Source organism: Chryseobacterium polytrichastri, assembly GCF_900142445.1.
Classification (GTDB): domain Bacteria; phylum Bacteroidota; class Bacteroidia; order Flavobacteriales; family Weeksellaceae; genus Chryseobacterium; species Chryseobacterium polytrichastri.
The window spans coordinates 20919-46288 of sequence record NZ_FRAV01000039.1 but is presented as its reverse complement, the minus strand read 5'-3'; the positions used below and the strand labels follow the sequence as shown (position 1 = coordinate 46288).

At 35.0% G+C, this 25370-nt stretch carries 18 protein-coding genes; 4 read left to right on the top strand and 14 right to left on the bottom strand.

Going from position 1 to position 25370, the window contains the following annotated elements; translation table 11 throughout:
• The first annotated feature begins 332 nt into the window (after positions 1-332).
• The 4 genes from BUB80_RS19235 (at position 333) to pelA (ending at position 4367) form a co-directional block, all read left to right on the top strand.
• Positions 333-1190 (top strand): helix-turn-helix domain-containing protein, encoded by an 858-nt coding sequence (locus tag BUB80_RS19235; protein WP_073296504.1) that lies wholly within the window; start codon positions 333-335, stop codon positions 1188-1190.
• 69 nt (positions 1191-1259) lie between these two features.
• A complete protein-coding gene (locus tag BUB80_RS19230) occupies positions 1260-1910 on the top strand; it encodes an HD domain-containing protein (protein WP_073296502.1) in 651 nt (216 codons plus the stop codon).
• Between the two features lie 246 nt (positions 1911-2156).
• A complete protein-coding gene (locus BUB80_RS19225; protein WP_073296499.1) occupies positions 2157-3341 on the top strand; it encodes a DUF4861 domain-containing protein in 1185 nt (394 codons plus the stop codon).
• Positions 3342-3347: 6 nt separating this feature from the next.
• Positions 3348-4367: a pectate lyase gene (gene pelA / locus BUB80_RS19220; RefSeq protein WP_073296496.1), complete on the top strand. Its 1020-nt coding sequence runs from the start codon at positions 3348-3350 to the stop codon at positions 4365-4367.
• Positions 4368-4873: 506 nt separating this feature from the next.
• Here the strand turns inward: pelA and BUB80_RS19215 are convergent.
• From BUB80_RS19215 to BUB80_RS19150, 14 genes are all read right to left on the bottom strand, one after another.
• Positions 4874-5986: a pectate lyase family protein gene (locus BUB80_RS19215; RefSeq protein WP_073296493.1), complete on the bottom strand. Its 1113-nt coding sequence runs from the start codon at positions 5984-5986 to the stop codon at positions 4874-4876.
• Between the two features lie 285 nt (positions 5987-6271).
• A complete protein-coding gene (locus tag BUB80_RS19210) occupies positions 6272-6613 on the bottom strand; it encodes a cupin domain-containing protein (RefSeq protein WP_073296490.1) in 342 nt (113 codons plus the stop codon).
• A gap of 141 nt (positions 6614-6754) precedes the next feature.
• Complete coding sequence (locus BUB80_RS19205; protein WP_073296513.1) at positions 6755-7492, bottom strand: rhamnogalacturonan acetylesterase; 738 nt, start codon at positions 7490-7492, stop codon at positions 6755-6757.
• Positions 7493-7765: 273 nt separating this feature from the next.
• On the bottom strand, positions 7766-8728 hold the full coding sequence (locus BUB80_RS19200; protein ID WP_073296488.1) for a pectinesterase family protein: 963 nt from the start codon (positions 8726-8728) through the stop codon (positions 7766-7768).
• A 197-nt stretch (positions 8729-8925) separates the two neighbouring features.
• Positions 8926-9837 carry an alpha/beta hydrolase gene (locus BUB80_RS19195; protein WP_083547288.1) on the bottom strand — a complete coding sequence of 304 codons (912 nt, stop codon included), beginning with the start codon at positions 9835-9837 and terminating at the stop codon, positions 8926-8928.
• A 212-nt stretch (positions 9838-10049) separates the two neighbouring features.
• Entirely contained in the window at positions 10050-11717 is a 1668-nt protein-coding gene (locus BUB80_RS19190; protein WP_073296485.1) for a glycoside hydrolase family 28 protein, read from the bottom strand.
• A gap of 1 nt (position 11718) precedes the next feature.
• Positions 11719-12564: a rhamnogalacturonan acetylesterase gene (locus BUB80_RS19185; RefSeq protein ID WP_073296482.1), complete on the bottom strand. Its 846-nt coding sequence runs from the start codon at positions 12562-12564 to the stop codon at positions 11719-11721.
• Positions 12565-12751: 187 nt separating this feature from the next.
• Entirely contained in the window at positions 12752-14392 is a 1641-nt protein-coding gene (locus tag BUB80_RS19180) for a glycoside hydrolase family 43 protein (RefSeq protein ID WP_073296479.1), read from the bottom strand.
• A 232-nt stretch (positions 14393-14624) separates the two neighbouring features.
• Positions 14625-15878: a glycoside hydrolase family 88/105 protein gene (locus tag BUB80_RS19175; RefSeq protein WP_073296476.1), complete on the bottom strand. Its 1254-nt coding sequence runs from the start codon at positions 15876-15878 to the stop codon at positions 14625-14627.
• A gap of 11 nt (positions 15879-15889) precedes the next feature.
• Positions 15890-16897 carry a DUF4861 family protein gene (locus BUB80_RS19170; RefSeq protein WP_073296474.1) on the bottom strand — a complete coding sequence of 336 codons (1008 nt, stop codon included), beginning with the start codon at positions 16895-16897 and terminating at the stop codon, positions 15890-15892.
• Between the two features lie 272 nt (positions 16898-17169).
• Positions 17170-18585: a pectate lyase family protein gene (locus tag BUB80_RS19165; RefSeq protein ID WP_073296471.1), complete on the bottom strand. Its 1416-nt coding sequence runs from the start codon at positions 18583-18585 to the stop codon at positions 17170-17172.
• 234 nt (positions 18586-18819) lie between these two features.
• On the bottom strand, positions 18820-19842 hold the full coding sequence (locus BUB80_RS19160; RefSeq protein ID WP_073296468.1) for a pectinesterase family protein: 1023 nt from the start codon (positions 19840-19842) through the stop codon (positions 18820-18822).
• A 94-nt stretch (positions 19843-19936) separates the two neighbouring features.
• Positions 19937-21760, bottom strand: a complete 1824-nt coding sequence (locus tag BUB80_RS19155) for a RagB/SusD family nutrient uptake outer membrane protein (RefSeq protein WP_073296508.1) — start codon at positions 21758-21760, stop codon at positions 19937-19939.
• A 10-nt stretch (positions 21761-21770) separates the two neighbouring features.
• Entirely contained in the window at positions 21771-24785 is a 3015-nt protein-coding gene (locus BUB80_RS19150) for a SusC/RagA family TonB-linked outer membrane protein (protein WP_073296466.1), read from the bottom strand.
• Positions 24786-25370: the final 585 nt, after the last annotated feature.

Genomic DNA, 25370 nt, shown 5'->3' with positions numbered 1-25370 from the left:
TGCACCTGTCGTTTGCCATGGAGTAGAAGATAAAGTCTGTGATGGGGTCAGTTGTTCTTCAACGGTTAAATGATCATCGTCGTTCGAACAAGATACTGCAGTTGCAGTTAGTGTGAAAACTGTCAACAGATAAAATAATTTTTTCATTGTGTTCATAATTTATATTTTTAAATCTTTACAAACATATCCTTTCTGAAGATTAAAAATTTGTACGAAATATCTCTTTTGTTGTAAAAAATATCACTTGCTGTTAATGTTTTCTTAAATTTTCCATAAAATTTATATGAATTTAGATATTTGTACATTTGAAAGGCTAAATAGTGAAAAATTAAATGTTACGAATTGCTAGCCTTATCCTTGATAATGAAATAAAAGATTCTTTCCGGATTTCTAGATTAGACCATTCTATATATAATGAAGGTTCTTTGATAAGCGTTACCTATAATAGAATATTTATTATTCAGGAAGGAAAAGGCTCCGTTATTATCGATGATAAAGAATTTGAAATTAATAGTAAAGAGGTTCTATTGATCTCAAAAGGGCAGATATTTTCATTTTCCCCGCTTACCACATTATCCGGATTTGAAATAAGTTTTGGAGATTGTTTTTGGGAAAAGGCTCCTGCAAGTGCTTCCAATTGTAAGCTTTTATTATTCAACGATGCGGCACTTCATCAAAAAATATCTTTACAGGAAAAAGATTTTATTGAGCTTGATCCTATTTGTAAGATTCTTTTAATTGAATATCTCAGCGATGATTATCCAAATAAACTGGATGCAATGGCAGCCTATTTAAAAATTTTGATGATTAAATTAGCCAATCTTGCGCCTTCTTATAATGAAGGAATTGATGATTTTGATAATCAGATTTACCGAAAGTTTTTGGAGCTTGTAAGTACAGAATATCATCAGATGCATGATGTATTATATTATGCAGAAAAGCTTTTAATGACGCCTCGAAAACTTTCAGATATATCCAAAAAGAAAAGTGGAAAAGGAGCGAAGGAGATTATTGCCGGACAAATTATAGCAGAATCAAAACGATTGCTTCAGTTTTCGGCTAAAACAATTAAAGAGATTGCTTACGAACTGTCATTCAGTACACCCGAGCAGTTCAGTCATTTTTTCAAAAAGTATACAAATACTTCACCTTTAGATTACCGCAAGATCTTTGTAAATATTGGCAGGTAATGTGAAGATTCTGACATTCCTTTCAATCTTGAATGAGCCTACTTTTGTTATCATAAAAAATTAAAAAGTATGTCAGTTCAAAGATTACAAAACATTGCAGGAATCACCATTCCCGATAGTAAAATTGCAACAGAAGCAACCGAATTATTGTTAGAGCACGGAACCGAATTTATCTACAATCATTCTTTAAGGGTTTTCCTTTTTTCTTCGTTAAATGGTAAAAGAAAGAACCTTGCATATGATGAAGAGTTGTTATATGTGAGTTCTGTTTTTCATGATTTAGGATTGGTTCCACATTACAGCAGTTCAGATTTGAGATTTGAAGTGGATGGAGCCAATGCAGCAAGGGATTTTTTGAAAAGCCATGGAATCCCGAAGGAGAAATTACAGTTGGTTTGGGATACAATTGCCCTTCATACAACAATCGGGATTGCAGAACATAAAGAAAACGAAGTTGCTTTGATGTATTCGGGAGTTGGACTAGATGTGATGGGAGAGGGATATGAGCATTTAAGTGAGAAAAATAGGAATGAAATTATTCAAGCTTTTCCTAGAAATGATTTTAAGAATAAAATAATCCCAACCTTTTTTGATGGTTTTAAAAACAAAACAGAAACTACTTTCGGGAATATAAAAGCAGATGTCTGCGCCTTTATGATTCCTAATTTCGAAAGAAAAAACTTCTGCGACTGCATTCTTCATTCGCCTTGGAGTGAATAGTTAAAAAAATATTCTTAACCAATAAGTTAAGTTTTCATAAGTCATTCAATATGCATACACTTTGTCATCCTGAAAGGATCTCAACAGTTTTATTAATAGTTTGGATTCCTCAGGAATGAACCGAATAAATTCAGTTAAATTTTACACCGCAGTATTTTTTCTAAAATAGTGTTAAATCCTTATCATTGATAAGGATTTTTTATGCAGAACTGAAAATATTTTTTAATTTTGGAGAAACAACTCAATATGTTTATTAATAAAATTTCTCTTTTTGGATTGATGAGTGCAATCGGTTGCATTACTGCGAATTCTTTACATGGGCAAAATTCCATTCAGATTAAAAATACATTGGATTTTCCTAGAACAGAAGTCGTTTCAATTCCTGTTTCAAACCTACAATCTTTTTTAAACAAAAACAAAGAGTCTGATCTTAGAATCAAAGATAACGGAAATAAATATCTTCCTATTCAATGGATCGATAATGATGGAGATGGCAAAAGTGACGAATTATTATTCCAAGCCAATATCGAAGCCAATAAAACCAATTCATATACAATTGTAGCAGATTCTAAAGTTGCGGTTCCTGAAAGTAAATTAACCACTTATTCAAGATTGGTTCCTGAGCGTGTAGATGATTATGCGTGGGAAAATGATAAAATAGCTTTCCGAGTGTACGGGCCCAAAGGACAGAAGGAAGCGCTAGCGGGCGTTAATGGAAGTACCCTTTCTAGTGGAGTTGATATTTGGCTGAAAAGAACAGATCAACCAATCATTAATAAATGGTATAAAGGTTATATGACGGATCCTATGTATTACCATAAAGATACAAGAGGCGAGGGATATGATCCTTACCATGTGGGAAACAGCCGTGGAACGGGAGGTATCGGAATTTGGAAAAATGACAGTCTTCAGGTTTCTCAAAATTTTGTGACTTCCAAAACCATTGCAGAAGGACCATTGAGAACGGTTTTTGAATTAACCTACAATCCGTGGAGTGAATATGGAGTCAAAGAAACCAAACGTATTTCTTTAGATCTGGGTTCTAATTTCTCAAAGTTTGAATCTACTTTTGAGGCTGAAAAACAAGTTCCTAATTATACGATTGGAGTGACATTGCATAAAAATGAAGGCGAAGCAAAACTGAATGATAAAAGCGGATATTATCTTCATTGGGAAAAAATTGATGATGCTTTTGTAGGTGAGGGAATTGTTCTAGATCCTAAAATTGTTGAAAAGTCTATTGCCTTTACTTCTAAAACTCCGGATCAGAGCAATCTTTTAGTAGTTACCAAACCTCAGCGAAAACTGGTGTATTATGCAGGATTTGCATGGCAAAAAAGCGGACAGGTGCAAACACAAAAAGATTGGGAAGCTGTATTGCAAAAACAATCTAAGATCATTGCTAATCCTTTATTGATTAAGATTAAATAAATAAAAATGAATATAAAAATCTGTACTTTAATTCTGGGATTAGCGGCTGTACCTTATTCAGCTCAGATAAAAGATAGCTTAGCGGAAAAAATGTTGGTGTATCAACTTCCAAATGGCGGTTGGGGAAAGCAGCTCAATGATAAATCTGTGGTGAACTATAATTTAGCCATCGATAAAAATCTTTTAAAGAAAATCAAAGCGACGGGAGATGACCACGCTACGATTGACAATAATGCAACTTCCAGAGAGATCAATGCATTGATTAAATTATATAAAACAACAAACAATCCCGAATATCTAAAGTCAGCAGAAAAAGGAATTAACTATCTTCTTTCGATGCAGTATCAAAATGGTGGATTTCCTCAATATTATCCGAATACAGGATTATACAGAAAGCAGATTACATATAATGACAATGCGATGATCAATGCTTTAACGGTTTTGTATAATGTGGCGGAAGGTAAAAATGATTTTGATGTTGTGGATACTAAAGTAAAAGAAAAATCAAAGGTTGCTGTTCAAAAAGGAATCGACTGTATTTTAAAAACGCAGGTATTGCAAAAAGGGACTCCGTCAATTTGGGGAGATCAGTATAATGAAATCACAATGCAACCTGATAAGGCCCGGGCTTTTGAACCTATTTCTTTGGCGACTGGAGAATCGGTCAATATTGTGAAATTTTTAATGATGCAACCTGCCACTCCGGAAATTCAAAAATCGATAAAGTCTGCGATAAGCTGGTTTAAGGTAAATAAAATTGAAGGGTACAGTTATAATGTTACCAAGCAAAACGGAAAAGCAGTTAGGATTTTGGCTGAAGATAAAAATTCTATCATTTGGGCTAGATTTTATGATATCAATAACAATAAACCGTTGTTCGGAGATCGTGACGGAAGCGTAAAATATAATTATAACGATGTTTCCGAAGAAAGAAGAAACGGTTACAGCTGGTTCGGTGATAGTCCTGAAAAGCTGATTGATAAAGAATATCCGAAATGGGCACAGAAGAATAATGTGGTGTTTTAGGGCTGAAGACTTGGAACGTTTTAGGGTTTGAAAGTAGGAGAGTGAGAGTGTTTTAGGGTAGTGGAGTTGTCGTATTTTTGTGTCATTGCGAGGAGCAGAGCGACGAAGCAATCTCAATACATAATAGTAAGCATCACAGTTATCCACAAAGTTTGTCATCCTGGAAGGATCTCAACGGATGAAATACAATCTCAAGAGATAACAAAATAAGATTGGTTTACTTTGATAGGCTCAGAACAGGCTAACTATGCTTTACGTAATGAACCTAAATAAGATCTCTAATACTATGCTTAGATCCTTTCAGGATGACAAAATGAGTGTTGAAATGCATAGGTTGAAAATACGACTTCAACCCTAGCCCCGATTATAATGAAAATCCTTTTTTGAAAAAAAAGATTGTAATGGAAAGCGGGAAAAAGCTACTAAATAAAAAGTAAAAACTTATCTAAATAGAAAATGACTGAGCATTACACTCAGTCATTTTCGTCTACAATTTTAATTTTAACTTATAATGTATTGCAAATATTGCCTCCTAAAGTAGCGCCTGCATTGGCGGTAACATCAGCTTTTACGTCTGCAGCTGATAAAGCAGGAATTGAATAAGGCGGTGTAAATGCCGTTCCGCTTCCGGCTGTGTTTCCTGTTACGTTGGTAAAGATGCTTCCGGTTTGAGTAACAGCAGTAAATCCGCTCATTAAATTAATAGGCTCTTTTACGTTTTCAAAAACATTTCTGTCCACAAGAATATTCGCCTGAACTCCAGCTGCAATACATTTATTACTCGCAGAGCTGTTGAAATAACTGTTGATAATATGTATTTTTCCAAATCTCACTCTTGGCATACGCTCTTTACATCCGGGTGCCCACCAGCAACGAACAAACGTTACATTCAGTTTTCCTGCATCGGCAGTAGCTCCATCGCTTGATCCTATAAGATTCGAAAATCTGTGATCGTCTGTTCCTCCTGAACCTCCAGGTTTTGGTGTTTTCAAATAATGAAATTTAGTATACGAAACTGTTACAAAGTCAGATTTATTTTTGATATCAAAGTTCCCATCTACACCGTCTCTGAACTCACAATGATCAATCCATACATTTCGGCAATCATCTAAAATAGCATTGTCCCAACCGTCTGTATCATACGCTCCGGGTCCTTCAAAGATGAGGTTTCTGATAATGATATTGTCACATCTTTTAATATTGATAATTCCTGATCCGCTTGCAGTCTGATCCGTAGAAACCAACTTGGCACCACTTGCTCCATAAACCGTCTTTCCGGTTTGATCCTGAAGCGATAAACGCGTGGTAATAGTGATAGTTCCTGTTATCTTCACAACTTTTACGGCGGTGTTTTCGATGGCTGCTTTTAATTGTGCATAGGTAGTAACTGTAGTTTCGGCGGCTGTTCCACCTCCTGTAGTTCCCCCATTTTGAGAAGCCCATCCCGGAGCAAGACAGTTGGCGAGAGGAATAATGGCATTGGTTTCTAATGCGCCTAGATTAATGGTGTTTGGGCTTTCTTTCAATTCACTTTTGATGTCGTCTTGTCCGCAACCGATTAAGGCAAAAGTTGAACTTAAAGCTACCGTCAATAAAGCAACTTTGATTTTTGTTTTCATAGTTTAATATTTTTGTGATTTGGTGAGTTGTAAAATTATTAAATATGTAGTTAATTGTTTTATATTTTAACGTATCAATATTTATATAATTATAATGTTATTTATTTTATTAATTCAATCGGTTGCATTTTGATTTAATGTTAAAAATATTAAATTATTGTTGCTTGAATATAAAAATCCCGCAAATTTTACCAATTCTACAGAATACATCTGGCTAATTCGTAAAACCTGCGGGAGAGAAATATATATAAAGAGATTGAGTGTATTGTTTATTATTCCAACGTATTATGGAATAAGGAAATCTTCTCTAAATGGGGTGAATGCATCAATTAATTGTCCTTCTTCCAAGCATTTCACGCCATGAAAAATATTGGGCTGAGCGAAGAAACCGTCTCCTTTCTGTAGAATTTTCACTTCATCATTAACGGTTACTTCAAACTTTCCTGAAGCAACATATGTAATTTGGGAATGAAAATGCTGATGCAATGTTCCAATCGCATCTTTTTCAAATTTTACAATCACCATCATAACTTGAGAATTGTAGCCTACAAATTGTCTGCAAACTCCGCTTCCTAAATCTTCCCATTCAGAATTTCCGTCAAAGAAGGGTTCTTTTTTGAATTCCATTTTTCTATGTTTTATTGTTGGTTATTCGCAATGACGCAAAGGTTTTCAATTATTCAGTGTAAAATTTTATCGAAGATAAAATCCTTGCGTCTTAAAAAATATTTATAAGTTCAAGAATGCCTTGCGTCTTTGCGTTTAAAACTATTTAATATACTTCTCCAAGCCCGTTTTTAACGTTTTCAAAGACTGTACCGTCAATTTAGCAATAGATTCCGCCCCTAATTTTGATAAATGGGTATCGTCATCTTTTCCTTCGGGATAATAATCTATATCTCCTTTTTTATAATGCAAATGTAGCTTTTTCGAATTTTCAGGACCATAAGAAATTTCCATTTGCTCTGTCAATAACTGTAAATCTACAAAAGGAACTTTCAGCTCATTCGCAACCATTCTTACGACCAGAGGATATTCTTTATGGGTATCTACCAACACTCCATTTTCATTGAAATTTCTTCTGACAATGGAAGTCATTAAGATCGGAGTCGCTCCTTTCGATCTTGCTTCATTTACATATCTTTCTAAGTTCGCTCTGTATTGAGTATAAGGATTCGTGAAACGTACAGAATCATTTAGTTTTTGGTCGTTATGCCCAAATTGAATAATAACGAAATCCCCTTTTTTAAGCTGTTTCATTACTTTGTCCCATCTTCCTTCCGTTCTGAAACTTTTAGAACTTCTTCCGTTGGTTGCATGATTCTGAATTTCAATTCCTGAAGTCATTAATGGCGGAAGCATTTGCCCCCAACCATGTTCCGGGTTTTTATCAGGATTTTCCTTATTTGCCATCGTGGAATCACCAATAAGGAATAGGGTTGGTTTTTGTTGTGCAAATGTTATTATGGATAAGAGTAGAAATAGTAATGCAAGTTTTTTATTCATTGTAAATAGTTTTTTAATTAAATTTCTTTTGTCTTGAAACAAAAGAACCAAAAGTTCAAGACTTGGAAACTTCCGCTAAAAATTATTTCTGTTCTCTAAAAATTCTAAAACTCGCGCAAATTTGATATTTGTTCTTCGGTTCAATATTTGTGTTGCGCTCAAACAGTAGAGTTTTTTTAACGTTCACAGAATTAATTTTTTTAACGCTCCATTTTCCTATGTCAATTTAAAGATGGCTGTAATTACTCATTGCCAATTACTTATTACCTATGTTTAAGGTTTCCAGCCATTAAATATTTTTTCGACAGTATAATTTTTCAAATCCTTTTTTGTTAATTGATGTGACCAGCTTACACGCTTTGCTATATTTCCTCCTTCACCTTTGCTTCCGAATTCTGCATAGTAAGCGGTTTTTTCTTTATCAGGAAACATTTTGTCTCCTTTCCAGGGATTCCAGCCTTCAGGGACGATATGTTTTCCCATTTCGGTATTGATGAAAACTGTTTTAGCGTAAGGTCGCCAAGGCCTTCCTAAATAAACTTTTGTGATGCCTTCTTTCGCTATTAATTGGCAATCAATAAAAACAAAGCCGTATTGTCTGTCGGCTTCTGTAGCCGCCGCCGTGATATAAGAATCGGCTAAACTTTTAATGGTACAGTTTTTAAAAACTACGGTTGCCTGTCCGAAAATAAAATCAGTCGTTCCTTCGATATAACAATTCTCGAAATATTGTCTGCTATGATTCGTTGCAGAATAAAGGGTGTCCTGACACCCTAAAATAGTAGAATTTTTAATAATAAAACGGTCACCTTCCACATGAAGAGAAACAGCTTGTCCTTCATTGCATGAACTGTTTTGAATGGTTAGATTACTGATTTTAATATCATCAGCCATCACCAATACAGTATAAGAATTGAAGGTTGTCATTTTTTCATTGAACGAATCTGGTTTTCCTGAGAAATCATTATTGGTAATGATGGTGTTATCTTTATTTTCGCCTTCTAGCGTGATTTTATGTTTTGAAGTGGGAATAACAATCTTCTCATGATACGTTCCTGATTTAATAAAAATCAAAGCTTCTGCAGGACCTAAATCTCTGACTGAATTTATTGCTTTCTGAATGGATGTAAAATCTCCGCTTCCGTCTTTGGCTACGGTAATTTTGATGTACTGTTCATTTTCTGCAAACAGAAATTGAGTTATCGAAATGAAGAAAATTAATAATATTTTTTTCATAGGCTATACTATTTTTTGACGCAAAGTTTGTTTTTCTTGATGTTGATTTTTTAGTGAGCAAAGAGGGAATCAATAAATTGATTTTGATTAAGCGGACGCTGGACACATTACCATTAAGCTTCATCAGCGACTTGTCGCTTTCTTTGCTCTCTTAAATATTTAACATTATTGTTTAAAAACCTTTGCGTTTAAAATTATTATTTCAAAACTTTATCTAGAAAATCAACTGTGTAATTTAATGTTTCCGTGAACCAAGGTTCTGCTGACCAAAAAGAATGCGGTGTATCCTTGATTTCATGAAATTCGGTTGGAATATGATACGCCTTTAATTTTTTCATCATCTCGTCTCTTCCCGCATGAAATCGAGGTTGAGAACTGTTGATGAAAAGGGTAGGAGGTGTATTTTTACTCACGTATTCCAATGGTGAAGCTTCCGTCCAATTTTTGAGATTGGTATTTCTATCGCCATCCAGCCAATAGGCAGCATAGGTACTTTCTTCAGCTTCTGGGTGGATGAACGAAACAATTCCGTCAACATTCACGATGGCCTTAATGTTGTTCTTTGAGCGTACTCCAACCAAAGTGACCATCTGCGCGCCTGCCGATTCGCCCAATACAGCTATTTTATCTTGATCTAAAGAATATTTTTTTCTGTTTTTCTTTAACCATTTGATAGCAGTTTCAATATCTTCAACACCTGCGGGATATTTTGCAACATCAGCCAATCGATAACCGACTGCGATGGTAACATATCCTTTTGAAGCAAGCTCCATGGCCATATATTTTTCATTTTCCTTAGTTCCGGAAATCCAGCCACCGCCGTGAACCATTGCAATTCCGGGATGTTTTTTTGAGTTGTCGAGTGGATAATATACATCCGCTTTTAAGGAAAGTCCATTAATATTGGCGTATTCTACTTCTTTATCAATTCCAATATTTTGAGGTGTTGGTCGGTTAATTAGAGTGATGAAAGGATATTTTTTCTTTAATTTTTCATAGGTCGCTTCATTGGTGTAAGGAGTAGCATTCGGTCGTGGAACTTGCCCGAATGCTAATGTTTCTCCTACCCAAAAAATAGAAATATAAAAAAGTTTTTTATTGAAAATCATTCACTTGTGGAATTTTTTAATGCTGTTTTTGATACCTGTTTTTAATTTGTTGGTGAATCGCAAAGGCGCAAAGAATAATTAAAGGTACATGCGTTAAGGCGCAAGGATTTTATCTTCGATAAAATTTTACACTGAATAACTGAAAATCTTTGATTTTCTTGCGCCTTAAAACACGATCAAGTTTAAAAACTTTGCGCCTTTGCGATGACCAACTATTTAACTGCATTCTTAGTTACTTCTGTGCCGATAGAAAATGCATTTTTATCAGATGTAATTTCTTTCGGTAACATAACTGCTCCCGTTTTATTTCCTAATACCTTAACCGTTGGTTTATTCGCAGATTCAAATTTCACGGTTGAAAGGTTGATGTTTTTACTATTGTAAATGGTTGCGCCAGTTCCTTCCGTATATTTCAGGTTTACATTTTTCAAAGTAATTCCGTCTGTATCAACGATTGTTAAAGCTTTTTTTGTGTCAAACTGAGAATCTTCAATCACAATATTTTTAAGATTCATTTCTGCTAAACCAAATAAGGTAATTGCTTCGTAAGAGTTTGCCGCATTGATATTTTTAAAGAAAATATTTCTGAAAATAGGTGTTTCTTCTGTGACAGGATATGTTTTTTCAGGGGCTTTATTTCCTTCTTTTTTCTGTCCGTCTTCCAACACGGGAGAAGCGCCTTCATAGAACATATTGAAACCAATGGTCTGCGTTGGAATATTAATCATATCAATATTTTTAATGTAAATATTTTCAACAATTCCTCCTCTTCCGCGGGTTGTTTTAAAACGTAGCCCGATGTCTGTTCCAATAAACGTACAGTCTGAAACCTGGATGTTTCTTGCTCCACCGGACATTTCGCTTCCTACTACAAAACCTCCGTGACCGTGGTAAACGATATTGTTTTTAATGATTACATTTTCAGTAGGCATAGCTCTTTTTCTCCCATCTTCGTTTTTCCCTGATTTAATACAGATGGCATCATCACCCACATCAAACGTATTGTCGTAGATCAAAACGTTTTTACACGATTCCAGATCTACACCGTCACCATTTTGAGAAAACCAAGGATTTCTAACCGTAAGATTTCTTAAAATAACGTTTGTACACATCAATGGATGAAGGTTCCATGCGGGAGAATTTTGGAAAGTGGGTCCGTCTAACAACACTTTATCACAACCTACCAAACTTACCATAACCGGACGAAGAAAATCTTTAACGGTTGAGAGTTCTTCTTTAGAAATTTTATCAGGAACATTAAAGTTTGAACTACTTTCAAATCCTTTTTTATAACTTTCGGAAGGATACCAGTTTTTACCATCGGAAGATAAAATTCCGCCTGATGCAACGATTTCTTTCCATTCAGATTCTGCTACTTTGCTTTTTTTGATGGCTCTCCACGCATCGCCGCTTCCATCAATTACCCCTTTTCCAGTGATGGCAATATTGCTTGCATTTTTAGCAGAGATTGGAGATTGACAACGGATGGTATTTAATCCTTCAAAACTTACATCAACCAATGGATAGTCTTTTTTATCTTTGCTGAATATAATGAATGCGCCTTCTTCTACGTGAAGATTGATATTGCTTTTTAATTCGATAGGACCTGTAAGCCACATTCCGCGGGGAACAACTAATTTTCCACCTCCTTTTTTGGAAAGATCATCGATTGCTTTTTTAAAAGCTTCTGTATTTTTTACGTTACCTCCTGCAACGCCTCCATATTGAGTGATAGAAACGGTGTTGGCTGCAAAAGAAGTTTCTGTAACCTGAGGCATTTTAAACTCAATATTTTTATAAATATCCAGATTCTGAGCATATATCTGCCCTGAAAACATCATTGCTGCTACTAAACCAATAATTTTAAGAGACTTCTTCATTTTATTTTTTTTGAGTTTTAATTACTTTTTTAAATTCTTGATAAACCATAGATGCTACAACTTTTGCTCCTTCCGGTTGGAAATGAGTATTGTCTTTTTGACCTTTAGGATACGCTTCATACACATTCTCAGGAAGATTCATGAAGTAATGATTCGTGGTGAAATCCTGTCCTTTTTGGGTAAAATAATCCATAGATAATTTGTTTAAATCAATATAAGGAACCTTCATTTCCTTAGCGATATCAATAGGAGCCTGCCAATATTCTCCGTGTACATTTTCTAATTTCCCGTCTTTCCAAGGATAGTTTCTTGCAACTGGGGTTAAGATGATCGGGTTTCCTCCTTTCTGTCTGGTTTGGGTAACGAATAATCTTAAAAATTCTTTATACCCCTGAATGTTTACATAACGATCCGGATGTTTTTCTGAACCGTCGTTATGACCAAATTGCATGATCACATAATCGTTCGGCTGTACATGTTCATACACATATCTCCATCTTCCTTCCTGAAAAAAAGTTCGGGTGCTTCTTCCGCCATGAGCCCTATCAATCACTGCAACAGAATCTGCTGTGATGGCAGGTTGTAAAGATGCCAAACTATCTTTCACAAAAAACGGGTGAAAAACCTGTCCCCAACCTGTAATTGGGTAACGAACTTTCATATAATCTTTTCCGGGCTCGTAATCTCCCGTATAATCTGCCATCGTGGAATCTCCGATGAGGTAAATATGAGTGATTTTTTTATTCTGTTTTGCCATTGTCTTTTGCGCATGACTTTGGGATTGACACGCAGACAACAGCAAAACGCTGAATAAAAACGAAATGATTTTCTTTATTTTTTTCTTCATGACTAATATATCTTGTTGGTTATCGCAAAGACGCAAAGTTTTTCAACTTGATACTGTTTTAAGGCGCAAGAAAATCATAGATTTTCAATGAATTTTGAAGTATTAAATTTTATCGAAGATAAAATCCTTGCGCCTTAAACCATAAACTTTGTAAATATTCTTTGCGTCTTTGCGATTCACCAACGTATTAATTTTTAGTTATTCTAAACCAATCAAAATCTGCATATCCACCGCGAGGTGCTTTAGCTGTGCTTATGCTATATAAACCTACTTTTGTACCAATCCATTTTCCTGGTTTTGCCTGAAAAACATCGCCTGCTTTAATGAAATTTTTTCCGTTTTCACTGTAGCTGAACTGACATAAACCATTTGGTTCATTGATGTTTACTTTTAAATAGGCTTCATTAGCTTTTAATTTTGTTTCAAATAAAATCTTTTCTTCACCGCCTTTGTCTGCTTTTTCAGCTCTTCTTAACTGAAGATAATATCCGTCCGGTTTATTGGTAATGACAATAGATTCATAATCTAAGCCCATTATTAAAAGTCCTGCTGTTTTTCCTTCTTTGGCATCTTCGGGAGTTAATGTCACTTTTGTTGATGCTGCAAAATTTGGAGCAGGGAATTTTTGAGTTAATAGATTCGGAACGTTCCAAAGATTTTTTTCTCCTTCAGGAACTTTCATAGAGAATAATCTTAGAAATTTCTGTCCCGGAAGTTTGGATGACCAAACGATATTTTCGTTGGCACTCCATTGCCATTGCAATCCTAATTTAACTCCATCAAATTCATCTGTTTCTGGCGGAGTAACGATAGGGTAGGATTTGCCTACGTTTGGTTTTTTATAAGTTAAAACAGGTTCACCGATTCCGTTTTTATTATGGTCGATACCGATGATGGGCCAATCTTTTTCCCATTTCATCGGTTGTAAGTGGACAATTCTTCCCCCAGCATCTACATCCTGAAAATGATAGAACCAATCTTCTCCAGAAGGTGTATCAACCCAGGCACCTTGATGAGGTCCGTTGATTTTTGTGGAACCTTGTTCCAACACGATCTTTTCTTCGTAAGGACCGTAAATATTTTTTGATCTTAAGACCAATTGCCAACCTATGGTCACTCCTCCTGCGGGAGCAAAAATATAGTAGTAGCCATTTCTTTTATACATTTTAGGACCTTCAACCGTCGGATGATGATCGTGACCATCAAAAACATGAATGCCTTTGTCTAAGACTTTAGTTCCTTCAGAATTCATTCTATTGATGGATAAAATACTTTTTACTCCGGCACGGCTTCCTGCCCAACCATGAACTAAATAGGCCGTTCCATCTTCATCCCAAAACGGACAAGAATCTATTAAACCTTTTCCTTCCATCACCAAAACTGGCTTTTCCCAAGCTCCCAACGGATCTTTGGTTTTCACCATATAAATTCCGAAATCGGGATCTCCCCAATAAATGTAGAACTCTCCTTTATGAAATCTGATGCTGGGTGCCCAGACTCCGTCCCCTCTTTTGGGAGTGGAAAAATGTTCGTTAGGAAGAACGTCCTGAATAGCGTAGTTGACCAATTTCCAGTTGACCATATCTTTTGAGTGAAGAATAGGCAATCCCGGAGCTTCATTGAAACTTGAAGCGGTCATATAATAATCATCTCCAACACGAATGGCGTCCGGATCTGAATAATCTGCATATAAAATGGGATTTCTAAAGTTCTTTCCCTGATCAGCGGTCCATACTTCAGAAACGTAGTTTTTTTCCTGTGCGCTCAAATAGCTTGATGCAATGGAGAAAATGGTGATTGTTGCTATATTTAAAATTTTTCTCTTCATAACCAGATTTTTGATCTGTTTAATTTTTTAACGCAAAGAGCGCAAAGATTTTTTTAAACTTGATGTATATTTTTAAGTTTGCAAAGGCGTTTCACTCAGCAAAGGTTGAATGTTTAAAATTTTCACCATTAAGGTTTTTATTAAGGAATTTAATGTAATTAAGTTGAGCTTCGTTCTAAGTATTAACTTAATAAGATCTTAACTCCTTAATTTTTCTTAATGGTTTAAAGTATTATTTTTCAAACTCCAAACTTGCCAAAATAAAAGGTCCGGTTCCTTTTGGATCGTTGGAACGAATTTCTTCATTCACATAATATTCATATGAACCACTTCTGTAAGGCGTTCCGCCCAAACCTGCCACAGCGCAGCATTGATTTAAATTCACAACACCGTTTTCATCCACAGAAATTAAATTTTTAATAATTCCGTCGTAGCCTTTTTTAGCATATGCTTTATAAGAGGTTGGTAAATATCCTTTGTTGACAGATTTCATCATCACATAGACAAACATCGATGAACCTGTAGCTTCCAAATAATTTCCTTTTTCTGAGCCTTTATCCAGTACCTGATACCAAAGTCCGGTTTCTTTGTCCTGAACTTTAATAACCGCATCGGTATACGATTTTAAGTATGAAATTAGCTTTGCTCTTCCGGGATGGTTTTGAGGTAAATAATCTAATACATCAACCATTGCCATTCCGTACCAACCCATTGCTCTCGACCAGAAATTAGGTGAAAGTCCGGTTTCTTTATTGGCCCAAGCCTGTTCTTTACTTTCGTCCCAAGCATGATATAACAACTCTGTTTTTTTATCTAGCAGATGTTTTTGAATAAGATCAAATTGATTAACAATATCATCGTAAGCCTTTTCTGCATCGGCTCCTTTTGAAAATTCGTGGGTGTAATTGGCATAAAATGGTTCTCCCATATAAAGGCCATCCAACCACATTTGATTGGGATAGATTTTCTTATGCCAGAAACCACCTTCTGAAGTTCTCGGCTGCCCGTCAATTTGTGAACGAAGTGTTTGTAGCGCTTTTAGATATTTCTCTTTCTTCTCTTTTTCGTAGAGATAAAGAAGCACATTTCCACAATTCAGCATATCGATATTATACTTTGAAAGATCATAGGAAACAATGGTTCCATCTTCCTTTACCATCGTTTCGCCGAATTTGGTGATGTAGTTGTAATACTCTTTATTGCCTGTTTTTTCATACAGTTTTTCTGCGCCTTCCAAAACGATAGCAGTGGGATAACTCCATTTTGGATTTTTGTTGTAATCTAACATCCAGGCTTCAGGGAAACGTTTAATCTCAGATTGTAGCATTCTTTGTGACCAGGGAAGTTGTGTTGAAATCTTTCCTTTTATTTCTGATTTTACTTCTTTTGAAGCAATATGTAAAGGCTTTTGTGCGCAGGAAAAAAAGATTCCGGAACATAAAGCCGTGAATGCGTATATCTTAATATGATTGTTGATAAAGTTCATACGTTTAAACTTTAAAGTTGATTATTTTTATCTAAAATGTCCAGCTTTTTCTCTAGATCTTGGTAGAAAGATTCTTCAGTTGTCAAGCCATTTGGTTCTAAAGACCACGCTCCCAAAAAGTAATAGGAAACATTCTTTGTTTTCTTGAAAACTACTGTATGAGTAGATTTTGTTTTCACATATTTATCAAAACTTTCAAGAGGGTAGAAGATTGCCATTCCCAGATTGTCTTCTTTTTTGGTTTCTGTCTGATTTCCGTAGGTGGCCATGTAAGCCCATTTTTTATTTTTACTGATTCCCTGTTTTAGCGGAATGTTTTTAATAGCAACAATTCCGGTACATAATCCGGATAGGGTATTACTCAAATTCAAATCTACTTTTACAAAACGGTCTTTGTTGAAAATCGTTAGTTTTGATTGTAGATCTACTGCGTCACCCCAGGTTTTCCAGCCTTTGTAATCGATGGTTGCTGAAGATTGATCTTTTTCATTGACTACTTTTGCGGTTGTATTTTTTACGATTTTAAAAGTTTCAACATAATCATTTTGCTCGTCATATCTTCCATAAGAACCGACACCGATGGTACGGCCGGATTTCAAAACATCCTGTCCCCAAGGAGCATCGTGATGATATGATTCAAAGCCGTCTTGTCCAACTTCCGGTAAAACCAGCATGTTTATTTTTTTACCGAAAATATCGGTGGCATTTCGCCAATCTAAATATAATCTGTAGCCAATCTGATTATTTTCCAACCCGATGCCTTCATATCTGATGTACGTTGAATGGTCGGTGTGCGCTGCTGGAATTGTTAATTCCTGAACATTTTTAAAAGTTCCGCCAATGTATTTATCGCCTTCCCATTTCCCTCCTTCTTTCACAGAAAGTTCTGCGTAGGAAAAAGGAGCTTTCGGATTTTTTTTAATTTGAGCAATCACAGAAGTCTGAGCAAAACTGATTGTTGAACTTATTACTGCTCCCGCTACCCATATTTTATATAAATTGAATTTTAATGTTGACATATTACTTTTTATTATAATTGATGTTTTAAGCCTGTTTAAATTAATTGAAAAATTAAACTGCAAAAGAGACAAAAGCTATTATTAAATCATTTAAAGTTCAGCTATTTTAAAAACAAAGCTTGCAAAAGAATAAAAATCAAAGATTTTTTTACTTATGTGTTCTTGTTTGCACTTTATGATGAACTTAAATAGCTCAAGTGTTAATCTCTTGTCTCTTTTGAGGTCAAAATAAAAAGTTTAAACACAAGTTCATTAAAAAGTTTTCATGGTTATTAGTCTTGTTCTTCAGTTATTTTTTTAACAATATCATTGAAATACACTTCGATATTGTCGTAGTTTTTATCTAAATCTCTTCCGTTGGCATTGGCTATTTTTGGATTTAATTGATGCTTGATTTCCCATTCATCTGGCATTCCGTCGTTGTCTGAATCGAGTATAGGTTTGCCTTCGTTCAATTTTGGAAATCCTCCAACATCCAATTGAGAGTCGATGATTCCATTGGTACTTCCTTTTGAACCTTTGTAGGTGAAACTTCCATTTTTGACATCTTTCAATACATGTACATCAACAGCATCTCTCACTAAACTTGCACCTCCGATCTGTAAGATTTTCTCATAAGCTTCTTTTGCAGAATGTGTTTTTACATTATTCTGAATATCATGAGGCTGATTGATTTTAATCTCATTTTTATCTTTATCCGTCAGATGATAAGAAGATTTCATTTGACTGAAAACGCCTTCCGTCCAATTGTCTTTAGTTACTTCCGGGCTTCCTTCGACTACATTTCCATTGATGTAATATTTTCCCCAAATGTTGTAGACTTCAGTTTGAGGTTTTTCATTTTTATCAATGGCAACAATTCTTTGTTTTGTTGTCGTAGCCGGTCCCGGTTTGTAATAATTATTGATGAGGTTGACGTTCATTCCTTCACCTCCATATATATTATTGTGTCCCCAATTGTAAATCACATTATTCCTAAAATCAGTAAGGTCTGTTAATGCAAATTTACTTCCTGCATATTCTCCCAATCTTGGATTCCTGCTGTCGTGATGGGCATATATATTATGATGGAAAGAGGCAAATTTTCCTCCGGCAATTCCGCCATATCCGTGAGCTCCTTTTTGATGGAAAGAGTTTCTTAAACTTTCTGCAATCACACACCACTGAAGCGTTGTATTTTCGTTCGCATAAATGGAAACCGTTTCATCTGTTGACCAGCTCATCGAGCAATGATCTACGATTAAATTTTTGATAAATCTTGCGCCCAAAGCATCTCCTTCAAATTTTTTCTGATCACCCATTCTGAATCTCATGTAGCGGATAATTACATTATCTGCCGCGACAAAAGTTTCATAATTGGCAATGGTAATTCCGTCTCCGGGAGCAGTTTGTCCCGCAATGGTAACATCGCCTTGCTGTATTTTCAACGGTGATTCCAAATAAATGGTTCCGCCTGTTTTAAAAACAATATATCTCGGACCTTTTTGTTTTAAAGCAAACCTCAACGTTCCTTCTGATCCATCGTCTGTTAATTTGGTGACAGTATAGAGCTTTCCGCCACGTCCACCTGTTGTATATCTGCCAAAGCCTTCTGCACCAGGGAAACTTACCACATTTTGAGCATCAACGAAAGTTGAAATTCCGCATAAAATGCCTATCGTTAATAATTTTGTGAAATGCTTTTTCATAATTGAAAATTATGTGTTGTTGATGGTTTTGCTTAAAGTTTGGTTAGATTTTAAAAATTTTGTCTTTATGATATGAATAGTTATTATTTTTATCCTTTAATTTTTACCATTAAGATGTTCTTAAGAAGTGAAGAGCATTAAGTTTAGCTTTGCTTTAAGCCTTAAAAATCTATTTGATTTTTCTTAATTAAACTTAACTTCTTCAGTGTCCTTAATGGTTTAAATATTTTTAATTTATTTTAAACTCTTTTTCGGATTCCAGTTATCGTTTCCTTTGAGTATGTTTTCTGTAGTATATTTTTTTCTTTCTTCTTTGGTTAATTGATGTGACCACGAAACTCTTTTAGAAATATTTCCTCCTGTTCCTTTTGAGTTTGATTCGGCGTAAGATGTTGTCTTTTCTGCATCGGGCTTGCTCCAATTATGCCATCCTTCGGGTTTTATGGTTGAATTGATTTCACAATCAATGTAAACTGTTTTAGCAAAAGGTCTCCAAGGTCTTCCTAAATACACTGAATTTTCTTTAGCATTTCCGATAATTTTAGATTGAATAAAAACAAATCCAAACGTATTTTCTTGTGGAGTAGAAGCGGCAGTAACGTAGCTTGCATTTTCTTTGGAGTAAATGGTACAGTTTTCAAAAACGGCTGTTCCGGCTCCGAAAATATAATCGGTTGTTCCTTCGATATAGCAATTTTTAAAATAATTTCTTGAAGGTTTTGATTTATCTGCTAAATCCTGGGCGCCTTTTAAATATAAAGTATCTTGATTTCCTAAGAATCTGCAATTTTCAAAAGTGATTCTGTCACCTGAAGTCAAGACTGCAACGGCTTGCCCGACTCTTCCTGAACTGTTTTCAAATGAAATATTTCTTGCCGTAAAATCATTTGAATAAATAAAAATGGTGGATGAATTGGTTGTTCCAATATCTTTTCCTTCCGAATTCTTTTTTGAAGCAAAATCATCATAAGTGATGATGGTGTTTTCAGGATTTTCACCTTCCATTAAAATCGCTCCTTTTGTTTCGGGAATGATGATCTTTTCTTTATAAACTCCGGCTATAATTAAAATTTTTGTTCTTGCTGAAGTCCCTTTTTCAACTGCGTCAATGGCTTGCTGTATGGTGGTGAAGTTACCTTTTCCGTCTTTCGAAACTACGATTGTTTTATCATGAGCTTTGAAAGAAAGGAGGCTTAAAAGTATTACAGCAAAAACAGAAAACAGAATGAAATTTTTATGAAAAGAGGAAGCTTTCATTGAATTTTATTTTGGATTTTTTTAAAATACAGACTTATCTCCTGTTACAGAGTAAGTCTGTATTTAAACTAAATATGAATGTATTTTTATATTCCTAGTAACCGTAATCTTGGGTAAGATTATAATTAGAGTTAACAACATCTAAAGCTAATGGAAGTAATTCTCTTTTGTTGGGCTGGAAATAATATGCATAACTCTTAATGGGGTCACCACTGATGTAGGGCTGAGTCATCGCAAGTCTCCAGTTTACTTTTGTATATCCGGAAGGTGTTGCAACGCTTTGATTCGGACTATAGAAAATGTCTGCTTTGGCAACTCCTGTTGTAGTATAATAATCCATATCTAAAACATTTTGCTGAGCTGTTTTTGTAGGTGTATAGGTTGCTTTTTTATAGAAAATATATTCCGGAACATTAGCATAATCTCCTGTACCATTCATAAACTGGGTAAGCTTCTGTCTTGTTTCGTTAATTTTAGTTTCTAATAAATTCCAACGAATCAGGTCATACTTTCTAAGCCCTTCTCCACCAAACTCCAATTGTCTTTCTTTTACAAGATAATTAAAGAATGCTGTTTTGCCTGTAGGAATAGTTCCCAGCTGTCCTAAGTTTCCTGCATAAGCTCTTTGTCTTACCGACATAACGGCGTTAATAGCATCTGCAGAAGGCCCGTTGTGAAGTTCGTTATCTGCTTCAGCAAACATTAAAAGGATATCGGAGTATCTTAACAAAGGCCAGTCGATCCCAAGGTTTTGAGAAGTCCCTGTGATGGATGACCAAGATTTTCTGAACTTACCATCATTCCAGTTGATAGAAGTCTGAAGTTCTTCCTGTTTTGTAGTGCTTACTCTGAAGATGGCAATGTTTATATCTCTTCTCAAATCATATTTTGTGAACTCATAGAAATAAACAGGGATTGCGCTAATTCCTCCTGAAGATTTCCAGTCTGTATCATCATGTCTTAACCCATTATAGTAACCAATTTTACTGTCTGTTCTTGAATTTCCTCCGAATGCTCCGATGGCATAAATAACTTCATTTGTTGCATCTTGAGTATTGGTGTGTAATGATCTGAATAATCCTTCATAGCTTGGGTTCAACTGATGTTGTCCGGAGTTGATGATGTCTTTACATTCATCATAAGCAATTTGATAATACTTCTGCGGATTAGAACCCTGTAACATTTGCTGCGGAGCTCTTCGTAAAGAATATCCGGCTCTAGCCAATGCGATTCTTGCTCTTAAACCTTTTACAGCCCCTTTAGAAATTCTTTGTGCTGTTGTAGCCCCTTCAGATCTCCAAGGTACAAGGCTTTCTGCTTTTAGTAAATCATCAAGAATTTTATCATAGATAATGTCTCTGTCTGTTTTTGCAAGATATAAATCCGTAAGATCTGCCGATGGAACATCCTGAAACGGAACATCTCCCCAGTTTTTAATAAGGTCGTGATAAAAATGAGCTCTCAGCGTTAAAGCTTCACCCAAATATCTATCCATTAATTTTTTATCTGCAGCAGTACCTGTTTGATAAACCGGAGAAATTGGGATGTTTTTAATCACAAGGTTTGCTCTTTCAATCCCTGCATACGTATCTAAGAAAGGTCTTAAAAGTTCTGTATTTGTAGGTATTGCACCGAAGCAACTTATTCCTCTTCTGTCATTAGCGTTATAATCCCCGGAAGTTCTCATATCGTCTCCTGATTGTGAAAGGATAAGATTCATTCTTTGACCATAGGTATTATCACCCATCGTACTGTTGTAAACTCCTACCAATGCAGAGAAAGTATCTGAGGCGGAATCAAATTGCTGTTTTTCAGCAGTATTAGATAAGCTTTCTACATCCAAATAATCTTCACATGAATTTAAAGATAGTAGTCCTACAATAGAAAATAGAATAGCTAAAAATTTATTTTTCTTCATAATATTAGATTTAAAAAGTGATATCAACGCCTGATAAAATAAATCTGCTACGTGGGTAAGCTGCATAATCTACACCAGGTGTTAAAGGATTTCTTCTTGTATTAGCCTCTGGGTCATATCCTGAATATCCTGTGATTGTAAATACATTGTTCATTGTGAAATACAATCTGAAATTTGATAGACCTAGCTGCTTTGTAAATTCTTTTCCAAGAGAATACCCGATTGTTACATTGTTTAATCGTAAGAAAGATCCATCTTCAATAGCATAGGAGTGTAAGAAATAAGCACCTGCAGGAGGAGTCCATCCTGTTGTATTGGCATTTAATGCTGCTAATGCAGTTGGGTCGTTTACCTTTACACCTGCATCATCAAACCATCTCCATCTGTCAGCTACTTCGGCTAACATGTTATTGTCTTTATATAAATATTGTGTTGAATACTCAACTTTGTTGGCGTTATATACTTTGTTCCCAACAGAGAAGTTGAACATTAAGCTCATATCCCAGTTTTTATAACGGAAAGTCTGATTGAACCCACCGTAGAATTTGGGTTGGGCATTTCCTAAATCAGTCATGTCTTTATTATCAATAATACCATCGCCATTCAGATCCTGAAGTTTAAGATCTCCTGGCTGTACAGCTTTTGCTCCATTGGCAGCAGCTGCAGAACTTGGAATACCTGTTTTTAAGGTGTATACTTGCGTTGCTTGGTTATAATCAAAATCACTTACCTCGTATCTTCCTGCTGTTACATATCCCCAATAAGTACCTACCGGTTTACCAACCTGTACCAAGAAGTCATTTAAATTGTTTTGCCAACCAGAAGGATAGAGATAAGAATTAGCACTTGCTGAGGCATTATTTCCTAAACTTTTGATGGTATTTTTGTTTGATGAAATATTTGCATCAATTTTCCAAGAGAATTTGTCTGTGCTGATGATTGTACTTCCTATAGAGAATTCAATTCCTTTATTTGTAGTACTTCCAGAATTTTGATATTGGTATTCATATCCTCTGTCTTTAGGAATTTGTGCTAAAAGCAATAGGTCTTTAGTATCTGTTTGATATACATCAAGACTTCCATATACTTTACCTTTAAATAACCCAAAATCTATACCTATATTCTTAGACGTTGCTGTTTCCCATTTTACATTTTTATTTGCTAAAATATTCCCGGTAGTAGCACCTGGTGTTACGTTTGTACCAAATGCATATCCGTAGTCAGACGATGTTGTAAAGAAGGTGTCATATAAAAATGACCCAATTCTATTGTTTCCGGATAAACCGTATCCTGCACGAAGTTTTAATTCGCTAATTGTTTTACTGTTTTTTAAGAAGTTTTCTTCAGTGACTTTCCATGCGGCAGAAGCTGCAGGGAAATATCCCCATCTGTTTCCTGGACCAAAAACACTTGATCCATCTGCTCTCATAGAAGCTGTAAAGATGTATTTATTTTTGAAAATATAGTTGGCTCTACCAAAAAACGAGGCTAATCGATCGGGCGATCTTCCTGCTTTTGGAGCGTCTTGTACCAAACCGGATGGTGGTGAAGCAGACTGAATATTGGCAAATGCTTCCTCAGCACTTATAGATTTCGGAAACCACTTAACCGTCATTGCCAATGATTCTCCATCTGTTTTTACAATTTCTTGTCCTGCTAATAAATCTAGCTTATGATTTCCAAATGTTTTTCTGAAATTTAAGGTGTTTGTATTTGTAATTCTTCTGGTTTGAGACTTGCTTAAAAATACAACCGGTTGGTCATTATTCTGTCTTGCAAGAGTAGTTACGGTACCAGAAAATTGATTGATATATTCATCCCTCTGCACATATCCAATTATACTTCTGAATGTAAAATCTTTGTTGATTTTATATTCCAAAGTTCCGTTTAATAACAAATCATTTCTGCCATTCTCTTTGATTTCATTATTAGCTAATAAAATTGGATTTACCAAGTTGGTTTGATCTGCAAATAGAGGATCAAATTCATCAACATTTACTGTAGAGCCTCCTTCAAATGGTTGGTATCTAACAGCATTTCTTAATCGGTTTGTACTTTGTGAACCTGTAGAAGATGTTCCGGCTCCGAAAATTGTTTGTCTGCTATATCTGGCATTCAAAGTCATGCTTACTTTCTTTGAAAGATCATAGTCATATTTGAAATTTGCCATATTTCTTTTAAACCCTGAACCAATCATAATTCCGTCTTCCTTTACATTATTCAATGATAATGAAAAAGATGAATTGTCTGATCCTCCTGTAACAGAAAGGTTATGAGTGAAGTTGAATGCTTCTCTGCCAAAAACTTCGTCCTGCCAATCTACTTTTTTAACATCTTTATATTTACCTAATTGGTCATAGGTTCCGTATCTCGTTTGAAAAGCATCAATATCAGTCTGTAGGCCGGCCTTATTGTATAATTCGTACTGATAAAGTACATATTGGTAAGGATCCAATACATTAATCGTATTCTGAATTGTTCTTACTCCTAAGAATCCGTTATAATTAATAGATGTTTTGGCTTTTTTACGGCCTCCTTTTGTTGTAATCAAAACAACGCCATTAGCTCCTCTGGCTCCATAAATATTGGTAGAAGATGCATCTTTTAAAACCTCAATAGATTCAATTTCTTTGGGAGATAAAATTGATAAGGCATTATCCATTTGAACTCCGTCTACGATATAGAGTGGGGCATTACTGCCTGTAATAGAATTCCCTCCTCTAATCACAATATCTACATCGGCTCCAGGTGAACCTTCGCTTAGCGAAACCTGTACTCCTGCCATTCTTCCTTGGATTGCTTCTGCAGCATTAGTTGAAGGCATATCCTTAATTGCGTCTGCTTTTACAGAAGAAACAGAATTGGTAACATCTTTTTTCGAAACTTTGGTATATCCCACCAAAACCACTTCGTCAATTTTAGCTTCTCTTTCTTTGTTCTTATCTTTTTCTTGAGCCATTGCAAGGACAGGAAGTAGAAAGACCGTTAAATATAACCACTTTACTGATTGTACTCTTTTATCCATTATTGTATCCTTATAGTTTTAATTCTTGGTTGAAAGCTTTTTTTTCAATCTTTGCTTTTTTTGGATTTAGTAAGTATTCTATTCTTTCTAGTGGTTAATATTTAAAAAATTTCACGCTTTATTCAAAGTGCAATCGATTGCGTAATTTTTCGTAAAAAATATCTTGGCTTCTAAACTAATATTATTTTCCAATACACAAAGAAAAAAATATTATTTATTCATTAATTTGATTGTTTAAGTTGTTAAATTTAAAAAAACATTCGTTTGGTATTTTAGTTTAATTTGTTGATAATTAATTGGTTATTCATTGGTTGGGTATGGGTCAAATTATTTTAAAATTTGGAGTAAATTTTCTTATTTAAAATTAAAAACTTAAAAAAAACTTAAAAAATGCTTGCTTTTTTGGTGTTAAAAATTCCCAAATCGAGTGCTCAAGAACAAAATTTCAGTGGTTTTACTGATTTTTGTCATCTTTTCTAGTTGAATTTTTGTACTGTTTTTCTTTAATAATAATGATTAAACTTAATACGCATCATATTTACATATAAACAAGGTTATTGTTAATGATTTTACAACTTGCCTTTT

What these genes read in the sequence shown, in the direction of transcription:
- BUB80_RS19235 (WP_073296504.1), top strand. Translation starts at nt 333, where the DNA reads ATGTTACGAATTGCTAGCCTTATCCTTGATAATGAAATAAAAGATTCT.
- BUB80_RS19230 (WP_073296502.1), top strand. Translation starts at nt 1,260, where the DNA reads ATGTCAGTTCAAAGATTACAAAACATTGCAGGAATCACCATTCCCGAT.
- BUB80_RS19225 (WP_073296499.1), top strand. Translation starts at nt 2,157, where the DNA reads ATGTTTATTAATAAAATTTCTCTTTTTGGATTGATGAGTGCAATCGGT.
- pelA (WP_073296496.1), top strand. Translation starts at nt 3,348, where the DNA reads ATGAATATAAAAATCTGTACTTTAATTCTGGGATTAGCGGCTGTACCT.
- BUB80_RS19215 (WP_073296493.1), bottom strand. Translation starts at nt 5,986, where the DNA reads ATGAAAACAAAAATCAAAGTTGCTTTATTGACGGTAGCTTTAAGTTCA.
- BUB80_RS19210 (WP_073296490.1), bottom strand. Translation starts at nt 6,613, where the DNA reads ATGGAATTCAAAAAAGAACCCTTCTTTGACGGAAATTCTGAATGGGAA.
- BUB80_RS19205 (WP_073296513.1), bottom strand. Translation starts at nt 7,492, where the DNA reads ATGAATAAAAAACTTGCATTACTATTTCTACTCTTATCCATAATAACA.
- BUB80_RS19200 (WP_073296488.1), bottom strand. Translation starts at nt 8,728, where the DNA reads ATGAAAAAAATATTATTAATTTTCTTCATTTCGATAACTCAATTTCTG.
- BUB80_RS19195 (WP_083547288.1), bottom strand. Translation starts at nt 9,837, where the DNA reads ATGATTTTCAATAAAAAACTTTTTTATATTTCTATTTTTTGGGTAGGA.
- BUB80_RS19190 (WP_073296485.1), bottom strand. Translation starts at nt 11,717, where the DNA reads ATGAAGAAGTCTCTTAAAATTATTGGTTTAGTAGCAGCAATGATGTTT.
- BUB80_RS19185 (WP_073296482.1), bottom strand. Translation starts at nt 12,564, where the DNA reads ATGAAGAAAAAAATAAAGAAAATCATTTCGTTTTTATTCAGCGTTTTG.
- BUB80_RS19180 (WP_073296479.1), bottom strand. Translation starts at nt 14,392, where the DNA reads ATGAAGAGAAAAATTTTAAATATAGCAACAATCACCATTTTCTCCATT.
- BUB80_RS19175 (WP_073296476.1), bottom strand. Translation starts at nt 15,878, where the DNA reads ATGAACTTTATCAACAATCATATTAAGATATACGCATTCACGGCTTTA.
- BUB80_RS19170 (WP_073296474.1), bottom strand. Translation starts at nt 16,897, where the DNA reads ATGTCAACATTAAAATTCAATTTATATAAAATATGGGTAGCGGGAGCA.
- BUB80_RS19165 (WP_073296471.1), bottom strand. Translation starts at nt 18,585, where the DNA reads ATGAAAAAGCATTTCACAAAATTATTAACGATAGGCATTTTATGCGGA.
- BUB80_RS19160 (WP_073296468.1), bottom strand. Translation starts at nt 19,842, where the DNA reads ATGAAAGCTTCCTCTTTTCATAAAAATTTCATTCTGTTTTCTGTTTTT.
- BUB80_RS19155 (WP_073296508.1), bottom strand. Translation starts at nt 21,760, where the DNA reads ATGAAGAAAAATAAATTTTTAGCTATTCTATTTTCTATTGTAGGACTA.
- BUB80_RS19150 (WP_073296466.1), bottom strand. Translation starts at nt 24,785, where the DNA reads ATGGATAAAAGAGTACAATCAGTAAAGTGGTTATATTTAACGGTCTTT.